Genomic DNA, 18,996 nt, shown 5'->3' with positions numbered 1-18,996 from the left:
GCTGCCCGGAGAGAGCGGGCTGGTGGCCGGTTCCTGACGTCACACTGGCGCTCGGCGTACCGGACCGGCCAGGGTTGATGGCAGTCGAGGGAACGGGAAGGGCGTATGACGAACAGCAACGCCGGCAAACACACCGAGTCGACCGGCTTCCAGGAGCAGGCGCCGTACGACGAATCGATCGACCTGCGCACCGATTTCGTGATGGTCTACGGCCTCAACGACACAACGCCGGAGCGGATCGCCCGCTGGCGCGAGGCCGGGTATCGCGTCCATCTGATGACCGGCATCTCGTGGGGCACCTATCAGGACTATCTGGATGGACGGTGGGACGGCTCCGACCACTGGGCCGACGCGCAGACCGCGGGCGACGGATCGCCGATCCTGCACGGTCAGAGCACCGACATCCCGTACATGGTCCCGACGTTCAGCTTCACCGAGTACCTGGTGCAGAAACTTCGCCCGATCATCGAACTCGGTGTCGAAGGCATCCACCTCGAAGAGCCGGAGTTCTGGGCCCGCGCCGGCTATTCGAAGTCGTTCAAGCGGGAGTGGCAGGCCTTCTTCGGTGAGCCGTGGCAGCCCCCGCACAGCACCGCCGAAGCGCATTTCCGCTCCGGGCAGCTCAAGCAGCACCTGCTCTCCCGCAGTCTCGACCGGGTCACCTCCGTGCTGCAGGACGCAGCCCTCCAGCAGAGCCGCCAGGTGCGCTTCTACGTCCCCACGCACAGCCTCCTGAACTACACCCAGTGGCAGATCATCAGCCCCGAATCACGGCTCCGGACGCTGCCCTCCATCGACGGCGCCATCGCGCAGGTGTGGACCGGAACCTCCCGCACGCCGAACGTGTACGCCGGAAAGGTCGCCGAGCGCACGTTCGAGACGGCGTACCTGGAGTACGGCATCGCCCAGGACCTCACCCGCGGCACCGACCGTCGGATCTGGTTCCTGCACGACCCGATCGAGGACCACCCGGACCGCACCTGGGAGGACTACCTGGCCAACTACCAGCGCACCCTCGTCGCCTCGCTGCTGCACCCGGGCGTCTCGCGGTACGAGGTCGCGCCGTGGCCGAACCGGATCTTCAACCGCCCCTACCTGCGCGAGGGATCCACGGAACGGCAGCCCATCCCGCCGGACACCGCCACCAGCTACCTGATCGCCATGAACAGCCTGCGCGACCTGGACCAGCCTGACGTGCGCTGGGCCAGCGAAGGCCCGCGAATCGGGATCGCGCTCTCGGACACCGCCATGTTCCAGCGCTGGGCACCCGGTGGCGAGAGTGGACATTACGACGGCCTGCAGGACGCGCTGGCGCTGGAAGGCCGCGAGCAGTTGCACTTCTCCGACTTCTACGGTCTGGCTCTGCCACCGCTGTACGACGGGCAGCGGGTCAGCCCAGTCCAGCTGGAGAACGTGATCGACACTCCCGACGCACTGGACGATGTCGACGTACTCGTCCTGAGTTACGAATTCCAGAAGCCGCTGGCGCCCAGCATCCATTACGCGCTCGCCGGGTGGGTCAGCCGCGGTGGCAGTCTCCTGTACGTCGGCGGCGGCGCCGATCCGTATCACGAGATCCGCTCCTGGTGGACCGGTCGCTACCACACCTGCGCCGACCACCTGGCCGAGGCGCTGGGCGCGGACCGCGACAGCGACGGCGTTCAGCCGATCGGTAAGGGCCGGGTTCGATTCCTTCCGTCCCGGCCGGCCGGCTTCACTGAATCACCGGAACGCGCCGCCGAGCTGGTCGCGGCGATCCGCGAGTTGGCCGAAGCGGGCGGTCACACCTGGGAGTCCACCAACTGGCTGTCGGTGCAGCGTGGTCCGTACCTCGTCGGAGCCGTGCTGGAGGAGGCCGGCGGCTCGCATGTCGTCGAGGGCAGCTACCTCGATCTGCTCGACGCGCAACTGGGCATCGTGCGGAAGCGGGAACTAGGCCCGGGTCAGCTGACCTGGTTCCGCGATCTGACCTTCGACGAGGAACCGGTGCTGGCCTCCGCCGGCCGGGTCGTGGACTGGCAGGCCGACCAGGCCGGGATCCGCTACGGCTGTGAGGCTCCGCGCGGGGTGCAGGTGACTACCGCGCTGCGCGTTCCGGCCGAGCCGGCGGCCGTCCGGGCTGACGGCGCCGACGTCACCGACCTGCGGTACGACGCCGAGGTCGGTGTGCTGTGGCTGCGGCATCCCGGCGTTCCCGCCGGGACACGTGTCGAGATCAAGTTCTGATTGCTTCAGGCAACAGAGTTGAAAGCGGAGCGGCGGTCCGGCGTCGGTCCAGCAGGCCGCTGATCAGGGCGACCATCAGGCCGGAAACGGCCAGCGCGGCGCCGACCCAGTTGGGCGCGGTGTAGCCGAGGCCGTGCTGGATCGTCAGCCCGCCGAGGTACGCGCCGATCGCGTTGCCCAGGTTGAAGGCGGCGATGTTGGCCGCGGACGCCAGCGCCGGAGCGCCTTTCGCCTTGTCCATCACCCGCTTCTGCAGCGGCGCGACGGTGGCGAACCCGGCCGCGCCGAACACGGCGATCGTGACCGCGGACGGCACCTTGCCGTGCGCGGTGAAGACGAACACGACCAGTACGGCGGCCAGCAGCGCCAGGATCACGGAGAGACTCGGCATCAGCGACCGGTCCGCCGCCTTGCCGCCGAGCAGGTTGCCGACGACCAGACCGACACCGAAGAGCACCAGCAACCAGGTCACGGCGCCGGCCGAGAAGCCCGCGACCTCGGTCATCATCGGCGCGATGTAGGTGAACGACGCGAACACCCCGGCGAACCCGAGCGCCGTCATCGCCAACGCCAACCACACCTGCACACTCTTGAACACGGCCAACTCGCTCCGCAGCCCAGGACCCTCGGACGTGTCCTGCCGAGGGACGAGGAACACGATGCCGAGCAGCCCGATGACACCGAGCGCGGTCACGGCCCAGAACGTCGACCGCCAGCCGAACTGCTCGCCGAGTGCGGTCCCGCCCGGAACGCCGAGCACGTTCGCCACGGTCAGGCCGGTGAACATGAGCGCGATCGCACTCGCCTGTTTGGCCTTCGGCACCAGCGATGCCGCGACCACCGAGCCGACGCCGAAGAAGGCTCCGTGGGACAGCGCAGCCACGATCCGTCCGGCCATCAGAACGCCGTACGACGGAGCGACCGCGGCGACCAGGTTGCCGGCGATGAAGACGCCCATCAGCGCGATCAGCACGGTCTTGCGGGACACCCTGGACCCGATCGCGGTGAGCAGTGGAGCGCCGACCACGACGCCGAGTGCGTAGCCGGAGATGAGCAGGCCGGCGGACGGGATGCTGACCCCGAAGTCCGTCGCGACCTCGGGCAGCAGGCCCATGATGACGAACTCGGTGGTCCCGATCCCGAAAGCGCCGATAGCTAGCGCGAGCAGAGCCGCAGGCATAGCTGGTCGTCTCCTTCGAATGTAGTCTTATGACTGTTACCGGCGTGTGCGATAGTTGCACACGCGGGCTATTGCACAAGCGCTATGATTGCGCATGCAATCGTGAAGTTCAAGTGGAGGACTCGTGGGCCTACCGGATGACGCCGCCGAGGCGCGGGCGCAGGGGTGGCGGACCCTGGCCGCTCTGCATGCCCGGATCGAGGACGAGCTGGAGCGCGCGCTGCAGAAGCAGCACGGCCTGTCCGTGAGTGAGTACAGCGTGCTCGACGTACTGGCGCGGCAGGACGACTACCACCTGCGGATGAACCAGCTGTCCAACGCGGTCGTGCTGAGCCAGTCCGCTACCACCCGGCTGGTCAACCGGCTGGAGGACCGCAAGCTCCTGCAGCGATACCTGTGCCCGACCGACCGCCGCGGCATCTACACCGAGGTCACCAAGGCCGGTCGCGACCTGCTCGACCAGGCCCAGCCCACGCATGACGCCGTACTCACGGCCGCCCTGGAGAAGGCCGCGGAGCTGCCCGAGCTGGCTCCGCTGGTCGGTGCGCTGGACAGGCTGACGATGAAGGTCTGAGATGGCCCGCCGGTACGACAATCGGAAGCTCTACATCTGGTTGATGGGCAGTTGCCTGGTGCTGATCGGCCTGGCCTGGTTCGTCGTGCGCTTCTTCTCGGTGCCGGTGGCGATCGGGATGAGCGCGGTCGCGGCCGTGCTGCCGCCGATCGCGGTCATCGTGGCCAACTGGGGTCAGGACTGAGCCCCGGGGTGGGATCCAAGTAGAGGTGCCGGACCATCGGGAACTCCCGGCGGACGTCAGTGTCGACCTGCTCGGCCAGTTGCTCGATCGCGGAGCCGGTGGTCCGCATGTCGGCGAGGTCGACCGTCGCCACCACCAGGACCCGGTCCGGCGCCAGTCGCAGACTGAGCAGCTCCAGGACACCTTCGATACCTGGCGTGCCGCTGATGATGCCGCGGATCTGCTGCTGGACCGTGTCGGCGACCGAGTGTGCCGCCTCGGCCAGGAGTGCGGTCGACCCCGACAGCAGGCCGGCGACGACCTTCGCGATCGCGATCGCGAGGTTGGCCGCGCCGGCCAGGAGGACTGTGCTCTCGGACTCTTCTGCCATCAACTCCGCGTGCCCGCGGCCCCGCTGCTCCAAACCAGAACGTCGATGAACGCCGCGGCGAGCGGGTCGGGCTCACCCCGGGTGTACGCCGTGAGCGTGCGGCAGACGCGTGGTTCCGGGTGCAGGACGTGACCGTCGAAGTCCTTGGGCAGGATGTTGTCGGGGACGAGCGCAGGGCCGAGGCCCGCGGCGGCGAGGGCCGGTGCGGCGGCCGTCTGCTCGGTCCGTACGGCGACCCGCGGTTCGAAACCTGCTTGTGCACAAGCGAGATCGAGTACGTCGGCCAGTCCGTGGCCCGGGGTGTAATGGACCCAGGCGCGGTCGGCCAGATCCTTCATGCTGACGGTGTCGCCGACGGCCGCGGGATCGTCGGCCGCGACCACCACGACGAGCTCCTCGGTCCCGAGCGTGCGGCTGACGCCCGTCCAGCCGGCCGGCTCGGGGCCGACGGCGAGATCGGCCTGGCCGGCGTTCATGGCCTCGACGAGCTCGTCGGTGTGCCGGTGCTCGAACAGCCGGATACCGACGTCCGGGTAGGCCTGTCGCCAGCTTCGCAGTGCCTTCGGGAGCACGCCCAACGTGATCGAATACAGGGTCGCGATCTGGAGCTCGCCGACCTCCAGCCCCGCCGCTTGCCGCGCGGCGCAGCGGGCCCGGTCCGCGTCGGCGAGCGCTGCGCGGGCGTGGGGGAGCATGGCGCGGCCGGTCGGGGTGAGCCGGACGTTGCGGGGGAGCCGCTCGAGTAGCGGCCCACCGGCCGAGCGCTCCAGGGTGCGGATCTGGTGTGACAGTGCCGGCTGCGTCACATGCAGCAGCTCGGCGGCCTTGGTGAACGACCCCTGGTCGACCACGGTCACGAGGTATTCGAGCTGCCGCAGCGTTGTCATGATCTGAGCTTATGACATCAGTGAAAACTATGTCTTTGTCTTATCCGCGCAGGTCAGGCAGGCTGTCAGGCATGGAAAAGGTCGCATTGGTAGTCGGTGCCCGTGGGGTGATCGGGACGAATCTGGTCGAGCATCTGTCGTCGTTGCCGGACTGGCGGGTGATCGGGCTGTCCCGCCGCCGCGGGGTCGACGTGCCCGGCCGGGTCCGGCATGTCGCCGTCGACCTGCTCGATCCGGACGACACCCGGGCGCAGTTGGCCGGGCTGTCCGAGGTCACCCATGTGTTCTACGTCGCGTACCAGGACCGTCCGACCTGGGCCGAGCTGGTGGCGCCGAACCTCGCGATGCTGGTCAACGTGGTGGACGCGATCGAGCCGGTCGCGCGCGGTCTCCAGCACGTCAGCCTGATGCAGGGCTACAAGGTGTACGGCGCGCACCTCGGACCGTTCAAGACGCCGGCCCGCGAGGACGATCCGCCGCACCTGCCGCCGGAGTTCAACGTCGACCAGCAGCAGTTCCTCGAGGACCGGCAGCAGGGCAGGTCCTGGACCTGGTCGGCGCTGCGCCCCTCGGTCGTCGGTGGTGTCGCCCTCGGCAACCCGATGAACCTGGCGGTCGGGATCGCCGTCTATGCGTCGATGTCGAAGGAGCTCGGCGTACCCCTGCGGTTCCCGGGCAAGCCTGGCGCGTACGACGCTCTGCTGGAGCTGACCGATGCCGGATTGTTGGCCAAGGCAACGGTCTGGGCGGCCACCGCGCCGGCCGCGGCGAACCAGGCGTTCAACATCACGAACGGCGACCTGTTCCGCTGGAACGAGCTGTGGCCGAAGCTGGGCGCCTGGTTCGGGCTGGAAGTCGCTCCGCCTCTGCAGCTGTCGTTGACAGACGTGATGGCCGACAAAGAGCCCTTGTGGAAGGAGATGCAGGCGAGGCACGGCCTGGCCGCGACCTCCTTCGCCGAGGTCTCGTCCTGGCCGTTCGCCGACTTCGTCTTCGGCTGGGACTACGACTTCTTCGCCGACTCGTCCAAGGCACGCCGCGTCGGCTTCCACGAGTACGTCGACACCGAGCAGATGTTCTACGACATCTTCACCGACCTCCGGCGCCGGCACATCATCCCGTGACCAGGTGATCCACTCCGGTCACGGGGCCTCCCGTCCTGGACTGAGGAGCGGAGGGAGCGAAGCGACCAGAGCGACGAGGGAAGGGCGGGAGTGAAAGCCCCATGACCCGCCGTGCCGGAGGCGCGGCCGAAAGCACAGCGACCGGAGCGACGAAGGAAGGACGGGAGCCAAGGCCCCGTGACCGCGCCGCGCCGAAGGCGCGGCAATTGATATGGCATGCTCCGGGCTGTGGCGGCGATGGGTGCGGGTAGGTTGCTCGGAACGAATCTGCGGGCGCGGCGGGACGAGCAGGGCATCTCGCTGTCCGAGCTGGCGCGCCGGTCCGGGATCGCGAAGGGGACCCTGTCGCAGCTGGAGTCCGGGGCGGGGAACCCGACGATCGAGACAGTGTTCAGTCTGTCGAACGCTCTGGGAGTCCCGGTATCGGCCCTGCTGAGCGAGTCGCCGACCGCGGACCTGGTGCTGGTGCGGTCCGCGGACATCGACGTACTGTCCGGCGACGCGATCGACCTGCGGATGCTGCGGCGGCTGGAGAACCCGGGTGGGTTGTTCGAGATCTACAACCAGGAGGTCCGGCCGGACGCGATCCAGCATTCGGATGGTCATCCGGGGACCGAGCATCACATCGTCCTGAGTGGGCGGTTGCGGATCACCTCGCGCGGGCGGACCGAGGAGTTGGGGCCGGGGGACTACCTGGCGTTCCGGGCCGGCGGGCCGCACGGGTACGAGGCGGTGGACGGGCTGGTGCGGTCGGTGCTGCTGCTCGAGTACCCGCCGGACGCGTATCCGATCACGCCTGGCGGGCCGCATCTGCCGGGATAGTTCCTGGAGAGTGCGCGGAGAGTGCATTGACCGTGCGGCTCGGCGGCGCGTACGCTCGGAATCGTTCATTTTAGTGAACGGTTCTGACGGAGGAGTGTGCGATGCCCGGATCCGCGACGCCCGATGTGGTGATCGTCGGTGCGGGCATGGTCGGGGCGGCCTGTGCCGAGGCGCTGTCCGCGGCCGGGGTCCGGGTGCTGGTGATCGACCGCGACGGGCCTGCCGCCGGGACGACGGCGTCCGGCGAAGGCAATGTGCTCGTCTCGGACAAGGAGCCCGGGCCTGAGCTCGAGCTGGCGATCGCGTCGCGGGCCGAGTGGGACGTAGTACTCGATCGGCTGCCGGCGCGGGTCGCCGACGTCGAGTGGGAGTCCAAGGGCGGGGTCGTGGTGGCTACCGGTGAGCCCGGGCCGCTGCGGGAGTTCGCGGCCAAGCAGTCGGCGGCCGGGGTCGATGCTCGGGTGATCACGCCTGCTGAGGCGTTCGAGCTCGAGCCGTTGCTCACGCCTCGGGTGACAGTTGGCGTGCACTACCCGGACGACGCGCAGGTGCAGCCGGTGCTCGCGGCAACGGCTGTGCTGGCCGCGGTTCGCGACCGGGGTGGCGAGGTGCGGTCGGGGGTGACTGCGCTGGGAGTGCGGCAGTCCGGTGGGCGAGTCGTGGGCGTGGACACCTCGGAGGGTGACATCGCGTGTGGCGCCGTACTTAATGCCTGTGGTCCGTGGGCTGGGGCGTTCGGAGCCGCGGCGGATGCGCCGATCCAGGTGTTGCCGCGACGCGGGATGATCCTGGTGACGGCGCCGCTGCCGGAGTGCGTGCGGCACAAGGTGTACGACGCGGACTACGTCGGCGCGGTCGGGAGCGGTGTCGCGGACCTGCAGACATCGACGGTGATCGAGTCAACGCGAGCCGGGACCGTCCTCATCGGCTCGAGTCGCGAACGCGTCGGCTTCGACGACTCGGTCCGGGTGCACGTACTGCGCGAGCTGGCCCGGAAGGCGGTTGGGTTGTTCCCGTTCCTGGGCGACGTTCCAGTCATGCGCGCGTACGGCGGTTTCCGCCCGTACGCACCGGATCATCTGCCAGTGATCGGTCCTGATCCCCGCCTCCTCGGCCTCTGGCACGCGACCGGCCACGAAGGCGCCGGCATCGGCCTGGCCCCCTCGACCGGCCGCCTGATCACCGAGCTCTTCCTAGGCCTCACCCCCCATGTCGACCCTTCTCCCTTCCGGGTCGACCGCCCGGCGGTGGTAGCCGCATGACCGCCTACCTCCGTCCGCACTCGGACGACCCGGCCGAGATCGGTACGCCGCCCGCCGTACAAGTCACCATCGACGGCGAACCGGTCACCGCCCGAGCCGGCCAAACCATCGCCGCGGTCCTCCTCGCCCAGGGCCGCACCTCGTGGCGCACCACCCGGAGCACCGCGCGCCCCCGAGGCGTGTTCTGCGCCATCGGCGCGTGCTACGACTGCCTGGTCGTCGTCAACGGCACCCCCGACACTCGAGCCTGCCAACGCACGGTCCACGAAGGCGACGCAATAACCGCCCAACCCGGCGCCGTTCTCCCCCACCCCTCCGCCCCAAACCCCGAGCCCACCACCCCTAACCAGCCACCCGTCGCGGAGCACGCAACTCCCGCCCAGGCGCAGCACCTCGCCCTCAACGAGCCCCCGCAGTCCACCCCCGATCACCCGCAGCGCACTGCCCTGAATGAGCCGCCGCAGGCGGCGCGGGGTCCAGCGATGGATCGCCCGCCGAAGGTGGCTGATGTTGTGGTGGTGGGGGCTGGTCCTGCGGGGATCGCGGCGGCTCTGGCTGCTGCGGATGCCGGTGTCGACGTGGTGCTGATTGACAGCGGGCGGGCTGTGGGTGGGCAGTTCAACAGGCAGCTACCGGTGGAGTTCAACGCCCAGCGCCCAGGGAAGTTGCAGCACGGGTGGAAGGGGTTCGCGGAGCGGCGGGATCGCGTGGGTGCACACCCGCGGATCACCCACCTGGCGGACAGTTCTGTGTGGGCGATCGAAGGTCTCCGCCTGTGGGTGCAGCGCGGGCCGGCGGATGCCGTGGGCCGGGAGGTCTTCGCCGTCGACGCCAAGGCCGTCGTGCTCGCGACCGGTGCCTATGACCGCGTACTTCCCTTCCCTGGTTGGGATCTACCGGGGGTCTACAGCGCAGGTGCCGCCCAGGCGCTCGCGAAGGGACAACGCATCTCGGTCGGGAAACGCGTGATCGTCGCAGGCGCCGGCCCGTTCCTCCTCCCGGTCGCGGAATCCCTCGTCGAGGTCGGCGCCCAAGTCATCGGCCTACTCGAGGCCAACTCCCTGAAGACAGTCCGCCAGGGCTGGGCCACAGATCCACTAGTTGCCTCCAGCAAGTTTCGTGAAGGCCTTGGGTACGGCGCCCTGTTGGCCCGCCACCGCATCCCCCTCCGCCACGGCTGGACCGTCACCGCCGCTCACGGCACCGACCACGTCGAGGCCGTCACCATCGCCCGCCTCGACGACAACTGGCACCCGACCCCAGGCACCGAACGCCGCGTCGAAGTAGACGCCGTCTGTCTAGGCTTCGGCTTCACCGCCCAACTAGAACTAGCAGTCTCCGCCCACTGCGACCTCACCACCGGCCCCGACGGCGGCCCAGCCGTAACCGTCGACCCCAACCAGCAAACCACCACCCCCGGCATCTACGCCGCCGGCGAACTAACCGGCATAGGCGGAGCCGACCTCTCCACAGCCGAAGGCCACGTGGCCGGCACCGCCGCAGCCCACCACGCCCGAAGCCCAGAGAGCACGCCGCATGCTGCCGCGGCCGCAAGCCCGGCGGTGGTTGAGGAAGCGCGGAAGGCTGTGGTTAAGGGGCGGCGGTTTGCGGTGGCTTTGGGGAAGGCTTATCCGGTGCGGGAGGGGTGGCGCGGGTGGAGTCAGGCGGAGACGGTGGTTTGCCGGTGTGAGGAAGTTACGCGGGGGGAGATTGAAGCGGCGGTTACCGAGCGGGGCGTGGGGGATGGGCGGGGGTTGAAGCTCAGTACTCGCGCGGGGCTCGGGCTGTGTCAGGGGCGGGTGTGTTCGCGCACCGTCGCCGAGTTGGTCGCCGGACCAGGCAACGTACCGAAACCAAGCATGAAACGACCGATCGCCGTGCCTGTCAGGTTGCGGGATTTGGCTGAGGCTCAGGAGGAGCTGTGAGCGAGAAGTTGGACGGCGTGATCGTCGCCACCGCACTGCCGTACGCCGAGGATGCGTCGGCGCCGGCGGGTTTGCGCCCGGATCTGGACAAGTTCGCCGAGCACTGCCGCTGGCTGGTCGACAACGGCTGCCGCGGCGTCGGGCCGAACGGCTCACTCGGTGAGTACTCGTCACTCACCGACGACGAACGCCGGGCCGTCGCGCGGACCGCGATCGAGGCCGTCGGCGACGACGGCGTCGTGGTCGTCGGCGTGCACGGCGTCGGCGCGCACCAGGCGCGGGCCTGGGCGGAGAAGGCGGCCGAGGACGGCGCGGACGGCGTACTGTGCCTGCCGCCGACCATGTACCGGGCGAACCGCGGCGAGGTGCTCCACCACTTCACCGAGGTCGCGAAGGCCGGCCTGCCGGTGATGGTCTACAACAACCCGCACGACACGAAGGTCGACCTGACGCCGGACCTGCTGGCCGAGATCGCGCAGATCGAGAACGTCGTCGCGGTCAAGGAGTTCTCCGGCGACGTCCGCCGGATCCTGGAGATCCGCGAGCAGGCGCCGGATCTGGCCGTCATCGCCGGCGCCGACGACCTGACGCTCGAGGCGCTGCTGATGGGTGCGACCGGCTGGTTCGCCGGGTTCCCGAACGTGTTCCCGAAGGAATCGGTCCGCTTGTTCGACCTCGCCGTACAAGGCAAGCTGGACGAGGCCCGGGCGTTGTACGAGCCGCTGGTCGCCGCGTTCCGGTGGGACTCGCGGACCGAATTCGTCCAGGCGATCAAGTACGGCATGGACTACGTCGGCCGGTACGGCGGTCCGTGCCGCCCGCCGCGTGGGCCGCTGGTCCCCGAGCACGTCGCACAGCTGGAGCAGGACATGAAGAAAGCCGTGGAGTCCCTCGGATGAGGTCTGTCCGGACGATCACCGCGATCGATTCGCACACCGAGGGGATGCCGACGCGCGTCGTGACCGGCGGCGTCGGCGTCGTCCCCGGTACGACGATGGCCGAGCGGCGCGAGTACTTCGTCAAGCACCTGGACGACCTGCGGTTGTTCCTGATGAACGAGCCGCGGGGTCACTCGGCCATGAGCGGCGCGATCCTGCAGCCGCCGACCCGGTCCGACGCGGACTGGGGCGTGCTGTACATCGAGGTCTCCGGCTGCCTGCCGATGTGCGGCCACGGCACGATCGGCGTCGCCACGGTCCTGGTCGAGTCCGGCATGGTCGAGGTGACCGAGCCGATCACCAAGGTCCGTCTCGACACCCCGGCCGGCCTGGTCGTCGTTGACGTTGCCGTGAGCAACGGTCGGGCGGAACACGTGACCTTGCGCAATGTCCCGTCGTACAGCCACGCCCTGAGTGCGGCCGTGGACGTGCCGGGGCTCGGGAAGGTGACCTACGACCTCGCGTACGGCGGCAACTTCTACGCGATCCTGCCGTTGGAGCAGCTGGGGATCCCGTTCGACCGCGCCGAGAAGGACCGGATCCTGAAGGCCGGGCTGGACATCATGGACGCGATCAACGCGACCGATCGGCCGGTGCATCCGGTCGATCCGGGGATCAACGGGTGCAAGCACGTGCAGTTCACCGCACCGGGTCTCGACGGCGCGGACTCGCGGAACGCGATGGCGATCCACCCGGGCTGGTTCGACCGGTCGCCGTGTGGCACCGGTACGTCGGCGCGGATGGCGCAACTGCATGCCCGCGGCGAACTGGCGCTGGACACCGACTTCGTGAATGAGTCCTTCATCGGCACCCGCTTCACCGGCCGCCTCATCGAGGAGACCACGCTCGGCGACCGCCCGGCCGTCGTGCCCACCGTCACCGGCCGTGCCTGGATCACCGGCACCGCCAACTACCTACTCGACCCCGACGACCCATTCCCAGCCGGCTTCATCCTCTAGCCCACCTGAACCGGCCTCAGGCGCGCCAGGCGTGAAACCGCCCGCACGGCCCCAGGCGCGGTTTGCGCGGTAGGCGTGCAGACCGGCCGCATGGCCGCGGGCGCAGTAGGTGTGGAGACCGGCCGCATGGCCGCGGGCGCAGTAGGTGTGGAGACCGGCCGCACGGCACGGGCGCGCAGCAGACGTCGAGACCGGCCGCACGGCCGCAGGCGCGGTTGGCGTCGAGGCTGGCCGGCACGGCTGCGGGCGCGAGGCCGCCACTCTGCTTCCGTCGGCAACCCTGGTTAGCGTGGAGCGGCAGGTCGGGACGCGCTGTGATTGAGGCCGACGCTGCGTTCAGACGGTCCGCGTTGACTCCGGCGGGGGGCTCGTCAGCGGGCTCCTCGGCGCGGGGGGTCTCAGTGGTTGAGTTGGTGCGCCAGCCGTCGGGGACGTTGCCGCCGGGGGTCCGGCTGGTCCTCCGGGGGACTCCGGCGGGGCGAGCTCGGGGACCCGCCACTCGGCCTCCGCCGGCAACCCGGTTGACGAGGAGGGGCAGGTCGGAACGCGTTGTGGTTGAGGCCGATGGAGCGTTCAGACGGTCCGCGTTGACTCCGGCGGGGGGCTCGTCAGCGGGCTCCTCGGCGCGGGGGTGTCAGTGGTTGAGTTTGGTGCGCCAGTCGTCGGGGACATTGCCGCCGGGGACGGGCTGGTTCTCCGGGCGGGACTCCGGCGGCGCGAGCTCCGGGCCGTCGTAGTACTGGGACTCGCCGTAGTGCCAGAACCAGTCCTCGCCAGGCTCGAAGCTGCGGACGATCGGGTGACCGCTCGAGGCCGCGTGGGCGGAGGCGTGCTGGGCCGGGGACGAGTCACAGCAGCCGATGTGACCGCACTGGGCACAACGGCGGAGGTGGAACCACCAGCCGTCGACCTGCAGACAGTCCGCACAGCCGGTCCCGCTCGGTGGGACCGTCGCATCGATCCCCGGAATATCCGTCATAGCGGCCATCCTTGCGCGCCCCAGCCTCCCGGACAAGGAGCACCCCACCGTCCGCGATCCGGCAGGCGAGGGTGTTGGACCACCGGGCGAGGTGCAGTCCACGTCCCATCACCCGGCCTTCCGGAAACGCAACCCGCTACCGCTAACGGGCTGGTGCGGGTGTGGCGCCTCGCTCTCGGGCGGCCGCCCTCGCCCGTGTGCGGTGGGGTGGTCGGTGGGCTGTGCCGGTTTTGGTGTGGCAGCGGCGCCGCTGCCGGTGGGTCGGGAGGCAGGGCGCGTCGGCCGCGTGCGGGCAGGTGGAGGTGTGGCGCCCGGGCTCTCGGGCGGCCGCCCTCGTCCGCGGGCCGTCGGTGTGCAGTGGACTGTGCCGGTTCTCTTGCAGACCACGCCGCCGCTGCCGATGGGGCGGGAGGTAGGACGCGTCGGCCGCGTGCAGGCAGGTGAGGGGTGTTGTGCCCGGGGCTATCGCCGGGCGGCGCGTCCAGCGCGGCGGGGGTGGTGGGTGGGGTTCGGCGGTGGGCTGTGCCGGTTCTGGTGCGGGCCACGGCGCCGCTGTCGGTGGGTTGGGAGGCGGGGCGCGTCGGCGCGTGCAGGCAGGTGAGGGGTGTTGTGCCCGGGGCTCTCGCCGGGCGGCGCGTCCAGCGCGGCGGAGGTGGTGGGTGGAGCTCGGCGTTGGGCTGTGCCGGTTCTGGTGCGGGCAGCGGCGCCGCTGCGGTTCGGGGGAGGGCGCGTCGGCCGTGTGCGGGCAGGTGGACGTGTTCTGGCCTGGGCTCTTGGCGGGCGGGCGGTCCGGTGTGGTGGAGGTGGTGGGTGGAGCTCGGCTGTGGCTAGCTGCGGCGTCCGGGCCTGTGTGTGGCTGGAAGCGGGCTCGGGTGTGGTCTTGGGATGGGGTGGGTGTCGGCGGGTCGGGGGATGGCTGGGTCGGGGGTTCTGGTGGTGGGTGGGCTCGGCGGCGGGCTGCTGGGGGCTAGGGCTCGGGTTGGGAGGGGCGAGGTGCGGTTTGGTGACGGGGAGGTGATGGGCGTTGGCCAGTCAGGTGGTGGGTTGGTGGTGGCTGTGTTCAGTTGGAGTGCGGGGTGGGGGAAGTGGTCCCGGCTGTGGCCTGCGTTGGGCCGGGACTGCTGGTGAGTGGGGCGGGATGGTGATGGGCGTCAGGTAGGGCGGGATCGGGTTGGTGGGGGTTTTGCGCGCGACCGGTCGAGGGGTGGGGTGGTTGGTGGTGAGGAGTTTGGGCGTGCTGGGGTGACGCCTGGGGTGGCGGGGTGGTGGGTTTGATTTGGGGGGTTGGTGGGTGGTGGCGGTTGGGGTGATTGGTGGGGTGGTGCGGTTGGGGTCGCCCAGGTGGGGTGGGTGGCTTGGGCGTGGCCGTTGACCAAGTGGATGGGCCAGTGGGACTTGTGGACGGCGGTGTGGTCGCGTTTGCAGAGGAGGGTGAGGTTGTCGAGGGACGTGGTGCCGCCGTCGGCCCAGTGGACGATGTGGTGGGCTTCGCACATGGCTGCGGGTGCGCCGCAGATGATGCAGCCTTTGTCGCGGGCGTTCAGGGCGTGGCGGAGGGCCTTGGTGACGAAGCGGTGTTCGGTGCCGACGTCGAGGGGTTCGGAGTTCGAGCCGAGGACCAGCGGGATGACGCCGGCGTCGCAGGCCAGGCGGCGGACGGCGGATGCGGGCAGGGTGTCGCCGTGGATCAGGTCGCCGGTGCCGATGCCGGATCGGAGGTCGTCCAGGTCGATGGTGACGGTGATGTGCGGCTTGATGTCGCCGTGGCCGGGGACCGCCGTGCCGGTGCCGGCGGCGTTGTGCAGGATGGCGGTCAAGGCGTCGGCCTGACGTTTGCCGCGGAGCCGGGGGTCGCGGTGGCCGTCGGGGGTCTTGTGTGGTTTGGCGCCGGCGAAGATCAAGGTTTGCAGGAGTTCGGCGTTCTCGCCGGCGAGGTAGCCGCCGAAGGTGACGCCGTGGTCGGCCTTCTTGAGCCAGAGGTCTTCGCGCTCGCGGGCCTGGTCGTCTGCGGGTTCGGGGCCGTCGGTGTCGAGGCGTTTGCGGACCTCGACACCGAGTTTGCGGAGCTCGTCGGAGGAGAGGAAGCGGGCGGCCTTCACCATCTGTTCCTCGGCGACTTGCAGGTCCTCGATCGGCACCATCGCGGTGACCGGCACCTTTTCGAGCGCGGACACGATCGCCTGGGCTCAGGCCGGGTTCAGCGGCACGTCGGTTGGGGGCTGCGGGACGTCGGTGGAGCTGTCGGCGGCGGAGTTCGTGCTGTGGTTGAGGGCTGCGGAGACGGTCGGGTACTTCGGGAGCGCGGTGGCCAGGCGGAGATCACGGCGTACGTCGCGTGGGTCGAGGCGATGGCGGACGGACAGCAGTCGCACGGTGTCTCCGGCGCCGATGTCTTTGGCGTGGCCGTTCGCGTCGAGGGCGGCCAGGAGTTCGAGGCGACGTACCTGGCGGCGGGTGAGGTCGGCCTGGAGTCGGTCGAGAGCGGCGAGCATCTCGGCGCCGCTCATCGACCAGACCGGTCGCTCGTCCAGGAGTTCCATGCCAATGACTCTAGGCATGTCCACGGACAGTTTGCGAGCCGAGAAGGCCTTATTTGTAAGGGATTCCGACATTGGCACGTTCCTGCCAACTTATCCACATTCGACGGGAGGCTGTGCAGTTCCGTCGCGAAACTGATAGGCGTGAAGCGGCGACGTAGTTGCATTTGGCAACAGGTTGGCAGCTTTCCAGGTGGAGGACAGTAGCTGTCCTCTACCTGGGGCAGGCTGATGGGTATGACGCAGATTCCGGGTGGTAAGTCGACGGTTACGCCCGACGTGGTGGTGAAGGGAGCGGATCGGTTCCTGGAGTTTGTCGAGGGGACCTTCGGGTGCGTACGGCGTTGCGAGTGCCGAATGAGGATGGAACGGTCGGGCAGTCGGTCGTGATGGTGTTCGACGCGGCGGCGGATTGGCCTTGATACGCCGAGCTTCTTGAGTGTGCACGTCGATGATGTCGACAAGGTGTATGCGCGGGCGTTGGAGTCCGGGGCGACGGTCGTCACTGGCTTGATGTACTCGCGGATCACTGGTGATCGCGGGTGCCGGGTGAAGGATCCGGTGGGGAATATCTGGTGGCTGCAGACGCATCTGGAGGATGTCGATCCGTCGACGCTGGGTGAGCTGTTCGCGGACCCGGCCGAGTCGGCGGTGATGCGCGAGGCGCAGGAGTCCTTCGCGACCGAGATGTGGAGCCGGATCAAGTAGCCGACCCCTGCCGGCCGATGCCCGCCGTCGGCCGGACTTCCTTTAGGCCGGGATCAGCCGGAGCGGTTGGCCGGGGCGGAGTTGGGCGCAGGTGTCCAGGTCGGGCTCGGTGACGTAGGCGATGACCGGGTAGCCGCCGGTGACCGGGTGGTCGGCGAGGAAGATGACGGGGGTGCCGGACGGCGGGATCTGGATCGCGCCGAGAGTCATGCCCTCGCTGGCGAGTTCGCCGGTCCGGGCGCGGTCGAGAGGTCCGCCGTCCAGCCGCACGCCGACGCGGTTGCTATTGCTGCTCACCTGATAGGTCTGAGTGACCAGCGACTGCCAGCCCGCCTCGGTGAACCAGTCACGTCGAGGACCGGGCGTCACCCGGACAAAGGCCTTGCCACCCAGCGGATCGGCAACCGGAGCGATGTCGACCCCCGGCATCGGCCCGTACGAGCGGCCGACGGGCAACGTCTGACCGGACTCCAGCGGCGCCGGGCCCAGCCCGGAGAGGAGATCGGTGGAGCGGGAGCCGAGGACCGGAGGTACGTCGATCCCTCCTCGGACGGCGACGTACGTCCGCAAACCGGTGCGCGGCGGGCCGAAGCGGAGGACATGGCCGGCCTTCACCAGGGCGGGAGCATTGAGGGGAACGCCGGGGCACGGAGCGCCGGTGATGGCCAGGACAAGGTCGGTGTCGGCGTGCAGGACGAGTCCGCCGAAGGTGACCTCGATGACGCCGGCGCCGGGCCGGTTTCCAACCAACCGGTTGGATAACGCGTACGACGTACGGTCGCAGGCGCCGGAGAGGGGGATGCCGAGCGCGGCCTGACCGGCCCGGCCGCAATCCTGGATTGTTGCTAAAGGCCCCGATTCGAGGATAGTGAGGCTGCTCATCCACGACCCGCGTCGACGAACCGGACCCGGCGGCCCGGATGGAACAGCGCGGCCGGGTCGCGCTCCTGGTCGAAGATTTTCACGTCGGTCCGGCCGATCAACTGCCAGCCGCCCGGCGACTCGCGGGGGTACACACCGCTGAACTCACCGGCGAGAGCGACGGCGCCCCGAGGCACCTTCGTCCGCGGAGACTGCCGTCGCGGAATGTCCCACGACGACGAGCCGGTCAGATAGCCGAAGCCGGGAGCGAAGCCACAGAAGGCGACGGTCCACTCTTCGCCTGCGTGGCGAGTAACCACCTCGGACGCAGCGCATCCGAGCAGGTCGGCGACGTCCTGCAGGTCTTCCCCGTCGTACGTGACCGGGATCTCGATGAGGTCACCAGCGGCGCGAGTCCCGGGAGTCGGCGTGACCGAGCGAAGCGTGCTGGACAGGGCATCCAGGCTGCCCGCCGTGGTGACGAGCACGGTGCGTGCGGCCGGGACGATGTCCACCACGTCCGCGGGCGGGTCCGCGGCGAGGGCGGTGTAGTAGCCGAGCACCTGGTCGAGGTCGTCGAGTTCGATCAGTACCCCGCGGTCACCAGAAGGCAGGATCCGCATCAGTGCGCGAACGGGCGCAACGTCACGCCCGCTCCCTCCACCGCGGCTCGCACCCGGCGGGCGATGTCGACGGCGCCGGGGGTGTCGCCGTGCACGCAGATCGACGCGGGGCTCAGGGTCAGCGAGCCACCGGCGTTGTCCTGGATCGGCCGACCGGTCGCCATCGCCCTACACCGAGCGGCGATCTCGTCCGCATCGTGCAGTACCGATCCGTCCAGCCGCCGCGACACCAGCGTGCCCTCGGCCGTGTAGGCCCGGTCGGCAAAGGCCTCGTGTACGACGGTCAGCCCGGCGTCGGCCGCGAGCCGGAGCCAGGCGGAGCCGGGCAGGCCAAGGACGGGCAGTGTCTTGTCGTAGTCCGCGACCGCACCGACCACGGCCGCCGCCTGCTCCTCGTGAGAGCCGATCGTGTTGTAGAGCGCCCCATGCGGCTTCACGTACCGCACCCGGTCACCTGCGATCCGCGCGAACGCGTCCAGCGCCCCGATCTGGTACACCACCTCGTCGCGCAACGCAGCGGGCTCGATGTCGACGAACCGCCGTCCGAAGCCGGCCTTGTCGGCGTACCCGACATGCGCCCCGATCGCCACCCCGCGCTCGACCGCCTCCCCGGTCACTCGGCGCATGATCGACGGATCGCCGGCGTGGAAACCGCACGCCACGTTGGCACTGGTGACGACGTCCAGCAAGGCGCTGTCGTCACCCATCGGCCAGGATCCGAAGCCTTCGCCGAGATCCGCGTTGAGGTCCATGAGCACTCCTACAAGGTAAAGACCGGCTGACGGTGAGCAGAACAGCCAGACAGATCACCGTAGCGACAGCGAGATATCACCCGAC

At 69.4% G+C, this 18,996-nt stretch carries 19 protein-coding genes and 1 pseudogene; 11 read left to right on the top strand and 9 right to left on the bottom strand.

Annotated features, from left to right (window positions below; translation table 11 throughout):
• The first annotated feature begins 105 nt into the window (after positions 1-105).
• Positions 106-2,226, top strand: coding sequence for a hypothetical protein (locus ACXC9Q_RS10215; RefSeq protein WP_457056234.1), 2,121 nt, complete (start codon positions 106-108; stop codon positions 2,224-2,226).
• Here the strand turns inward: ACXC9Q_RS10215 and ACXC9Q_RS10210 are convergent.
• Positions 2,216-3,406: an MFS transporter gene (locus tag ACXC9Q_RS10210; protein WP_457056233.1), complete on the bottom strand. Its 1,191-nt coding sequence runs from the start codon at positions 3,404-3,406 to the stop codon at positions 2,216-2,218. The two genes, ACXC9Q_RS10215 and ACXC9Q_RS10210, sit on opposite strands and share 11 nt — an antisense overlap.
• Positions 3,407-3,530: 124 nt before the next feature.
• Between ACXC9Q_RS10210 and ACXC9Q_RS10205 the strand changes: the two genes are divergently transcribed.
• Positions 3,531-3,980, top strand: coding sequence for a MarR family winged helix-turn-helix transcriptional regulator (locus tag ACXC9Q_RS10205; protein WP_457056232.1), 450 nt, complete (start codon positions 3,531-3,533; stop codon positions 3,978-3,980).
• Position 3,981: 1 nt separating this feature from the next.
• Positions 3,982-4,164 (top strand): DUF3099 domain-containing protein, encoded by a 183-nt coding sequence (locus ACXC9Q_RS10200; protein ID WP_328525705.1) that lies wholly within the window; start codon positions 3,982-3,984, stop codon positions 4,162-4,164.
• On the opposite strand, the gene ACXC9Q_RS10195 is transcribed toward ACXC9Q_RS10200, so the two are convergent.
• Entirely contained in the window at positions 4,136-4,534 is a 399-nt protein-coding gene (locus ACXC9Q_RS10195) for a cation transporter (RefSeq protein WP_457056231.1), read from the bottom strand. The genes ACXC9Q_RS10200 and ACXC9Q_RS10195 overlap by 29 nt on opposite strands.
• Positions 4,534-5,421 carry a LysR family transcriptional regulator gene (locus ACXC9Q_RS10190; protein WP_457056230.1) on the bottom strand — a complete coding sequence of 296 codons (888 nt, stop codon included), beginning with the start codon at positions 5,419-5,421 and terminating at the stop codon, positions 4,534-4,536. Before ACXC9Q_RS10190 ends, ACXC9Q_RS10195 begins: the two co-directional genes overlap by 1 nt.
• A gap of 71 nt (positions 5,422-5,492) precedes the next feature.
• Here ACXC9Q_RS10190 and ACXC9Q_RS10185 point away from each other — a divergent pair, with 71 nt between their 5' ends.
• From ACXC9Q_RS10185 to ACXC9Q_RS10155, 7 genes and pseudogenes are all read left to right on the top strand, one after another.
• A complete protein-coding gene (locus tag ACXC9Q_RS10185) occupies positions 5,493-6,545 on the top strand; it encodes an SDR family oxidoreductase (protein WP_457056229.1) in 1,053 nt (350 codons plus the stop codon).
• Positions 6,546-6,761: 216 nt separating this feature from the next.
• Positions 6,762-7,367 (top strand): helix-turn-helix domain-containing protein, encoded by a 606-nt coding sequence (locus ACXC9Q_RS10180; RefSeq protein ID WP_457056228.1) that lies wholly within the window; start codon positions 6,762-6,764, stop codon positions 7,365-7,367.
• Between the two features lie 101 nt (positions 7,368-7,468).
• Complete coding sequence (locus tag ACXC9Q_RS10175) at positions 7,469-8,629, top strand: NAD(P)/FAD-dependent oxidoreductase (RefSeq protein WP_457056227.1); 1,161 nt, start codon at positions 7,469-7,471, stop codon at positions 8,627-8,629.
• Positions 8,626-8,907: pseudogene (locus tag ACXC9Q_RS10170) on the top strand ((2Fe-2S)-binding protein); the annotation flags it as partial. The gene ACXC9Q_RS10175 and the pseudogene ACXC9Q_RS10170, both read left to right, overlap by 4 nt.
• A 222-nt stretch (positions 8,908-9,129) precedes the next feature.
• Complete coding sequence (locus ACXC9Q_RS10165; RefSeq protein WP_457056764.1) at positions 9,130-10,554, top strand: FAD-dependent oxidoreductase; 1,425 nt, start codon at positions 9,130-9,132, stop codon at positions 10,552-10,554.
• Entirely contained in the window at positions 10,551-11,453 is a 903-nt protein-coding gene (locus tag ACXC9Q_RS10160; protein ID WP_457056226.1) for a dihydrodipicolinate synthase family protein, read from the top strand. The genes ACXC9Q_RS10165 and ACXC9Q_RS10160 overlap by 4 nt, the downstream gene beginning before the upstream one ends.
• Positions 11,450-12,451: a proline racemase family protein gene (locus ACXC9Q_RS10155; protein WP_457056225.1), complete on the top strand. Its 1,002-nt coding sequence runs from the start codon at positions 11,450-11,452 to the stop codon at positions 12,449-12,451. Before ACXC9Q_RS10160 ends, ACXC9Q_RS10155 begins: the two co-directional genes overlap by 4 nt.
• Before the next feature lie 634 nt (positions 12,452-13,085).
• Here ACXC9Q_RS10155 and ACXC9Q_RS10150 read toward each other — a convergent pair.
• From ACXC9Q_RS10150 to ACXC9Q_RS10140, 3 genes are all read right to left on the bottom strand, one after another.
• Positions 13,086-13,430, bottom strand: coding sequence for a UBP-type zinc finger domain-containing protein (locus ACXC9Q_RS10150; RefSeq protein ID WP_457056224.1), 345 nt, complete (start codon positions 13,428-13,430; stop codon positions 13,086-13,088).
• A 1,151-nt stretch (positions 13,431-14,581) separates the two neighbouring features.
• Positions 14,582-15,604, bottom strand: a complete 1,023-nt coding sequence (locus ACXC9Q_RS10145) for a DUF222 domain-containing protein (RefSeq protein ID WP_457056223.1) — start codon at positions 15,602-15,604, stop codon at positions 14,582-14,584.
• A 12-nt stretch (positions 15,605-15,616) separates the two neighbouring features.
• Positions 15,617-15,970, bottom strand: coding sequence for a hypothetical protein (locus ACXC9Q_RS10140; RefSeq protein WP_457056222.1), 354 nt, complete (start codon positions 15,968-15,970; stop codon positions 15,617-15,619).
• 432 nt (positions 15,971-16,402) lie between these two features.
• Here ACXC9Q_RS10140 and ACXC9Q_RS10135 point away from each other — a divergent pair, with 432 nt between their 5' ends.
• On the top strand, positions 16,403-16,675 hold the full coding sequence (locus ACXC9Q_RS10135; RefSeq protein ID WP_457056221.1) for a hypothetical protein: 273 nt from the start codon (positions 16,403-16,405) through the stop codon (positions 16,673-16,675).
• 42 nt (positions 16,676-16,717) lie between these two features.
• Here ACXC9Q_RS10135 and ACXC9Q_RS10130 read toward each other — a convergent pair whose 3' ends face one another.
• Genes ACXC9Q_RS10130 through ACXC9Q_RS10120 form a run of 3 tightly spaced genes read right to left on the bottom strand, consistent with a single transcriptional unit; the run spans position 16,718 to position 18,911 of the window.
• Positions 16,718-17,557 (bottom strand): 5-oxoprolinase subunit C family protein, encoded by an 840-nt coding sequence (locus ACXC9Q_RS10130; protein WP_457056220.1) that lies wholly within the window; start codon positions 17,555-17,557, stop codon positions 16,718-16,720.
• Positions 17,554-18,159, bottom strand: a complete 606-nt coding sequence (locus ACXC9Q_RS10125; RefSeq protein WP_457056219.1) for a 5-oxoprolinase subunit B family protein — start codon at positions 18,157-18,159, stop codon at positions 17,554-17,556. The genes ACXC9Q_RS10130 and ACXC9Q_RS10125 overlap by 4 nt, the downstream gene beginning before the upstream one ends.
• Positions 18,159-18,911 carry a LamB/YcsF family protein gene (locus ACXC9Q_RS10120; RefSeq protein WP_457056218.1) on the bottom strand — a complete coding sequence of 251 codons (753 nt, stop codon included), beginning with the start codon at positions 18,909-18,911 and terminating at the stop codon, positions 18,159-18,161. The genes ACXC9Q_RS10125 and ACXC9Q_RS10120 overlap by 1 nt, the downstream gene beginning before the upstream one ends.
• Positions 18,912-18,996: the final 85 nt, after the last annotated feature.

Source organism: Kribbella sp. CWNU-51 (genome assembly GCF_054073265.1).
Note: the sequence above shows the minus strand (reverse complement) of the source record. Positions and strands in the feature narration are given on the sequence as shown.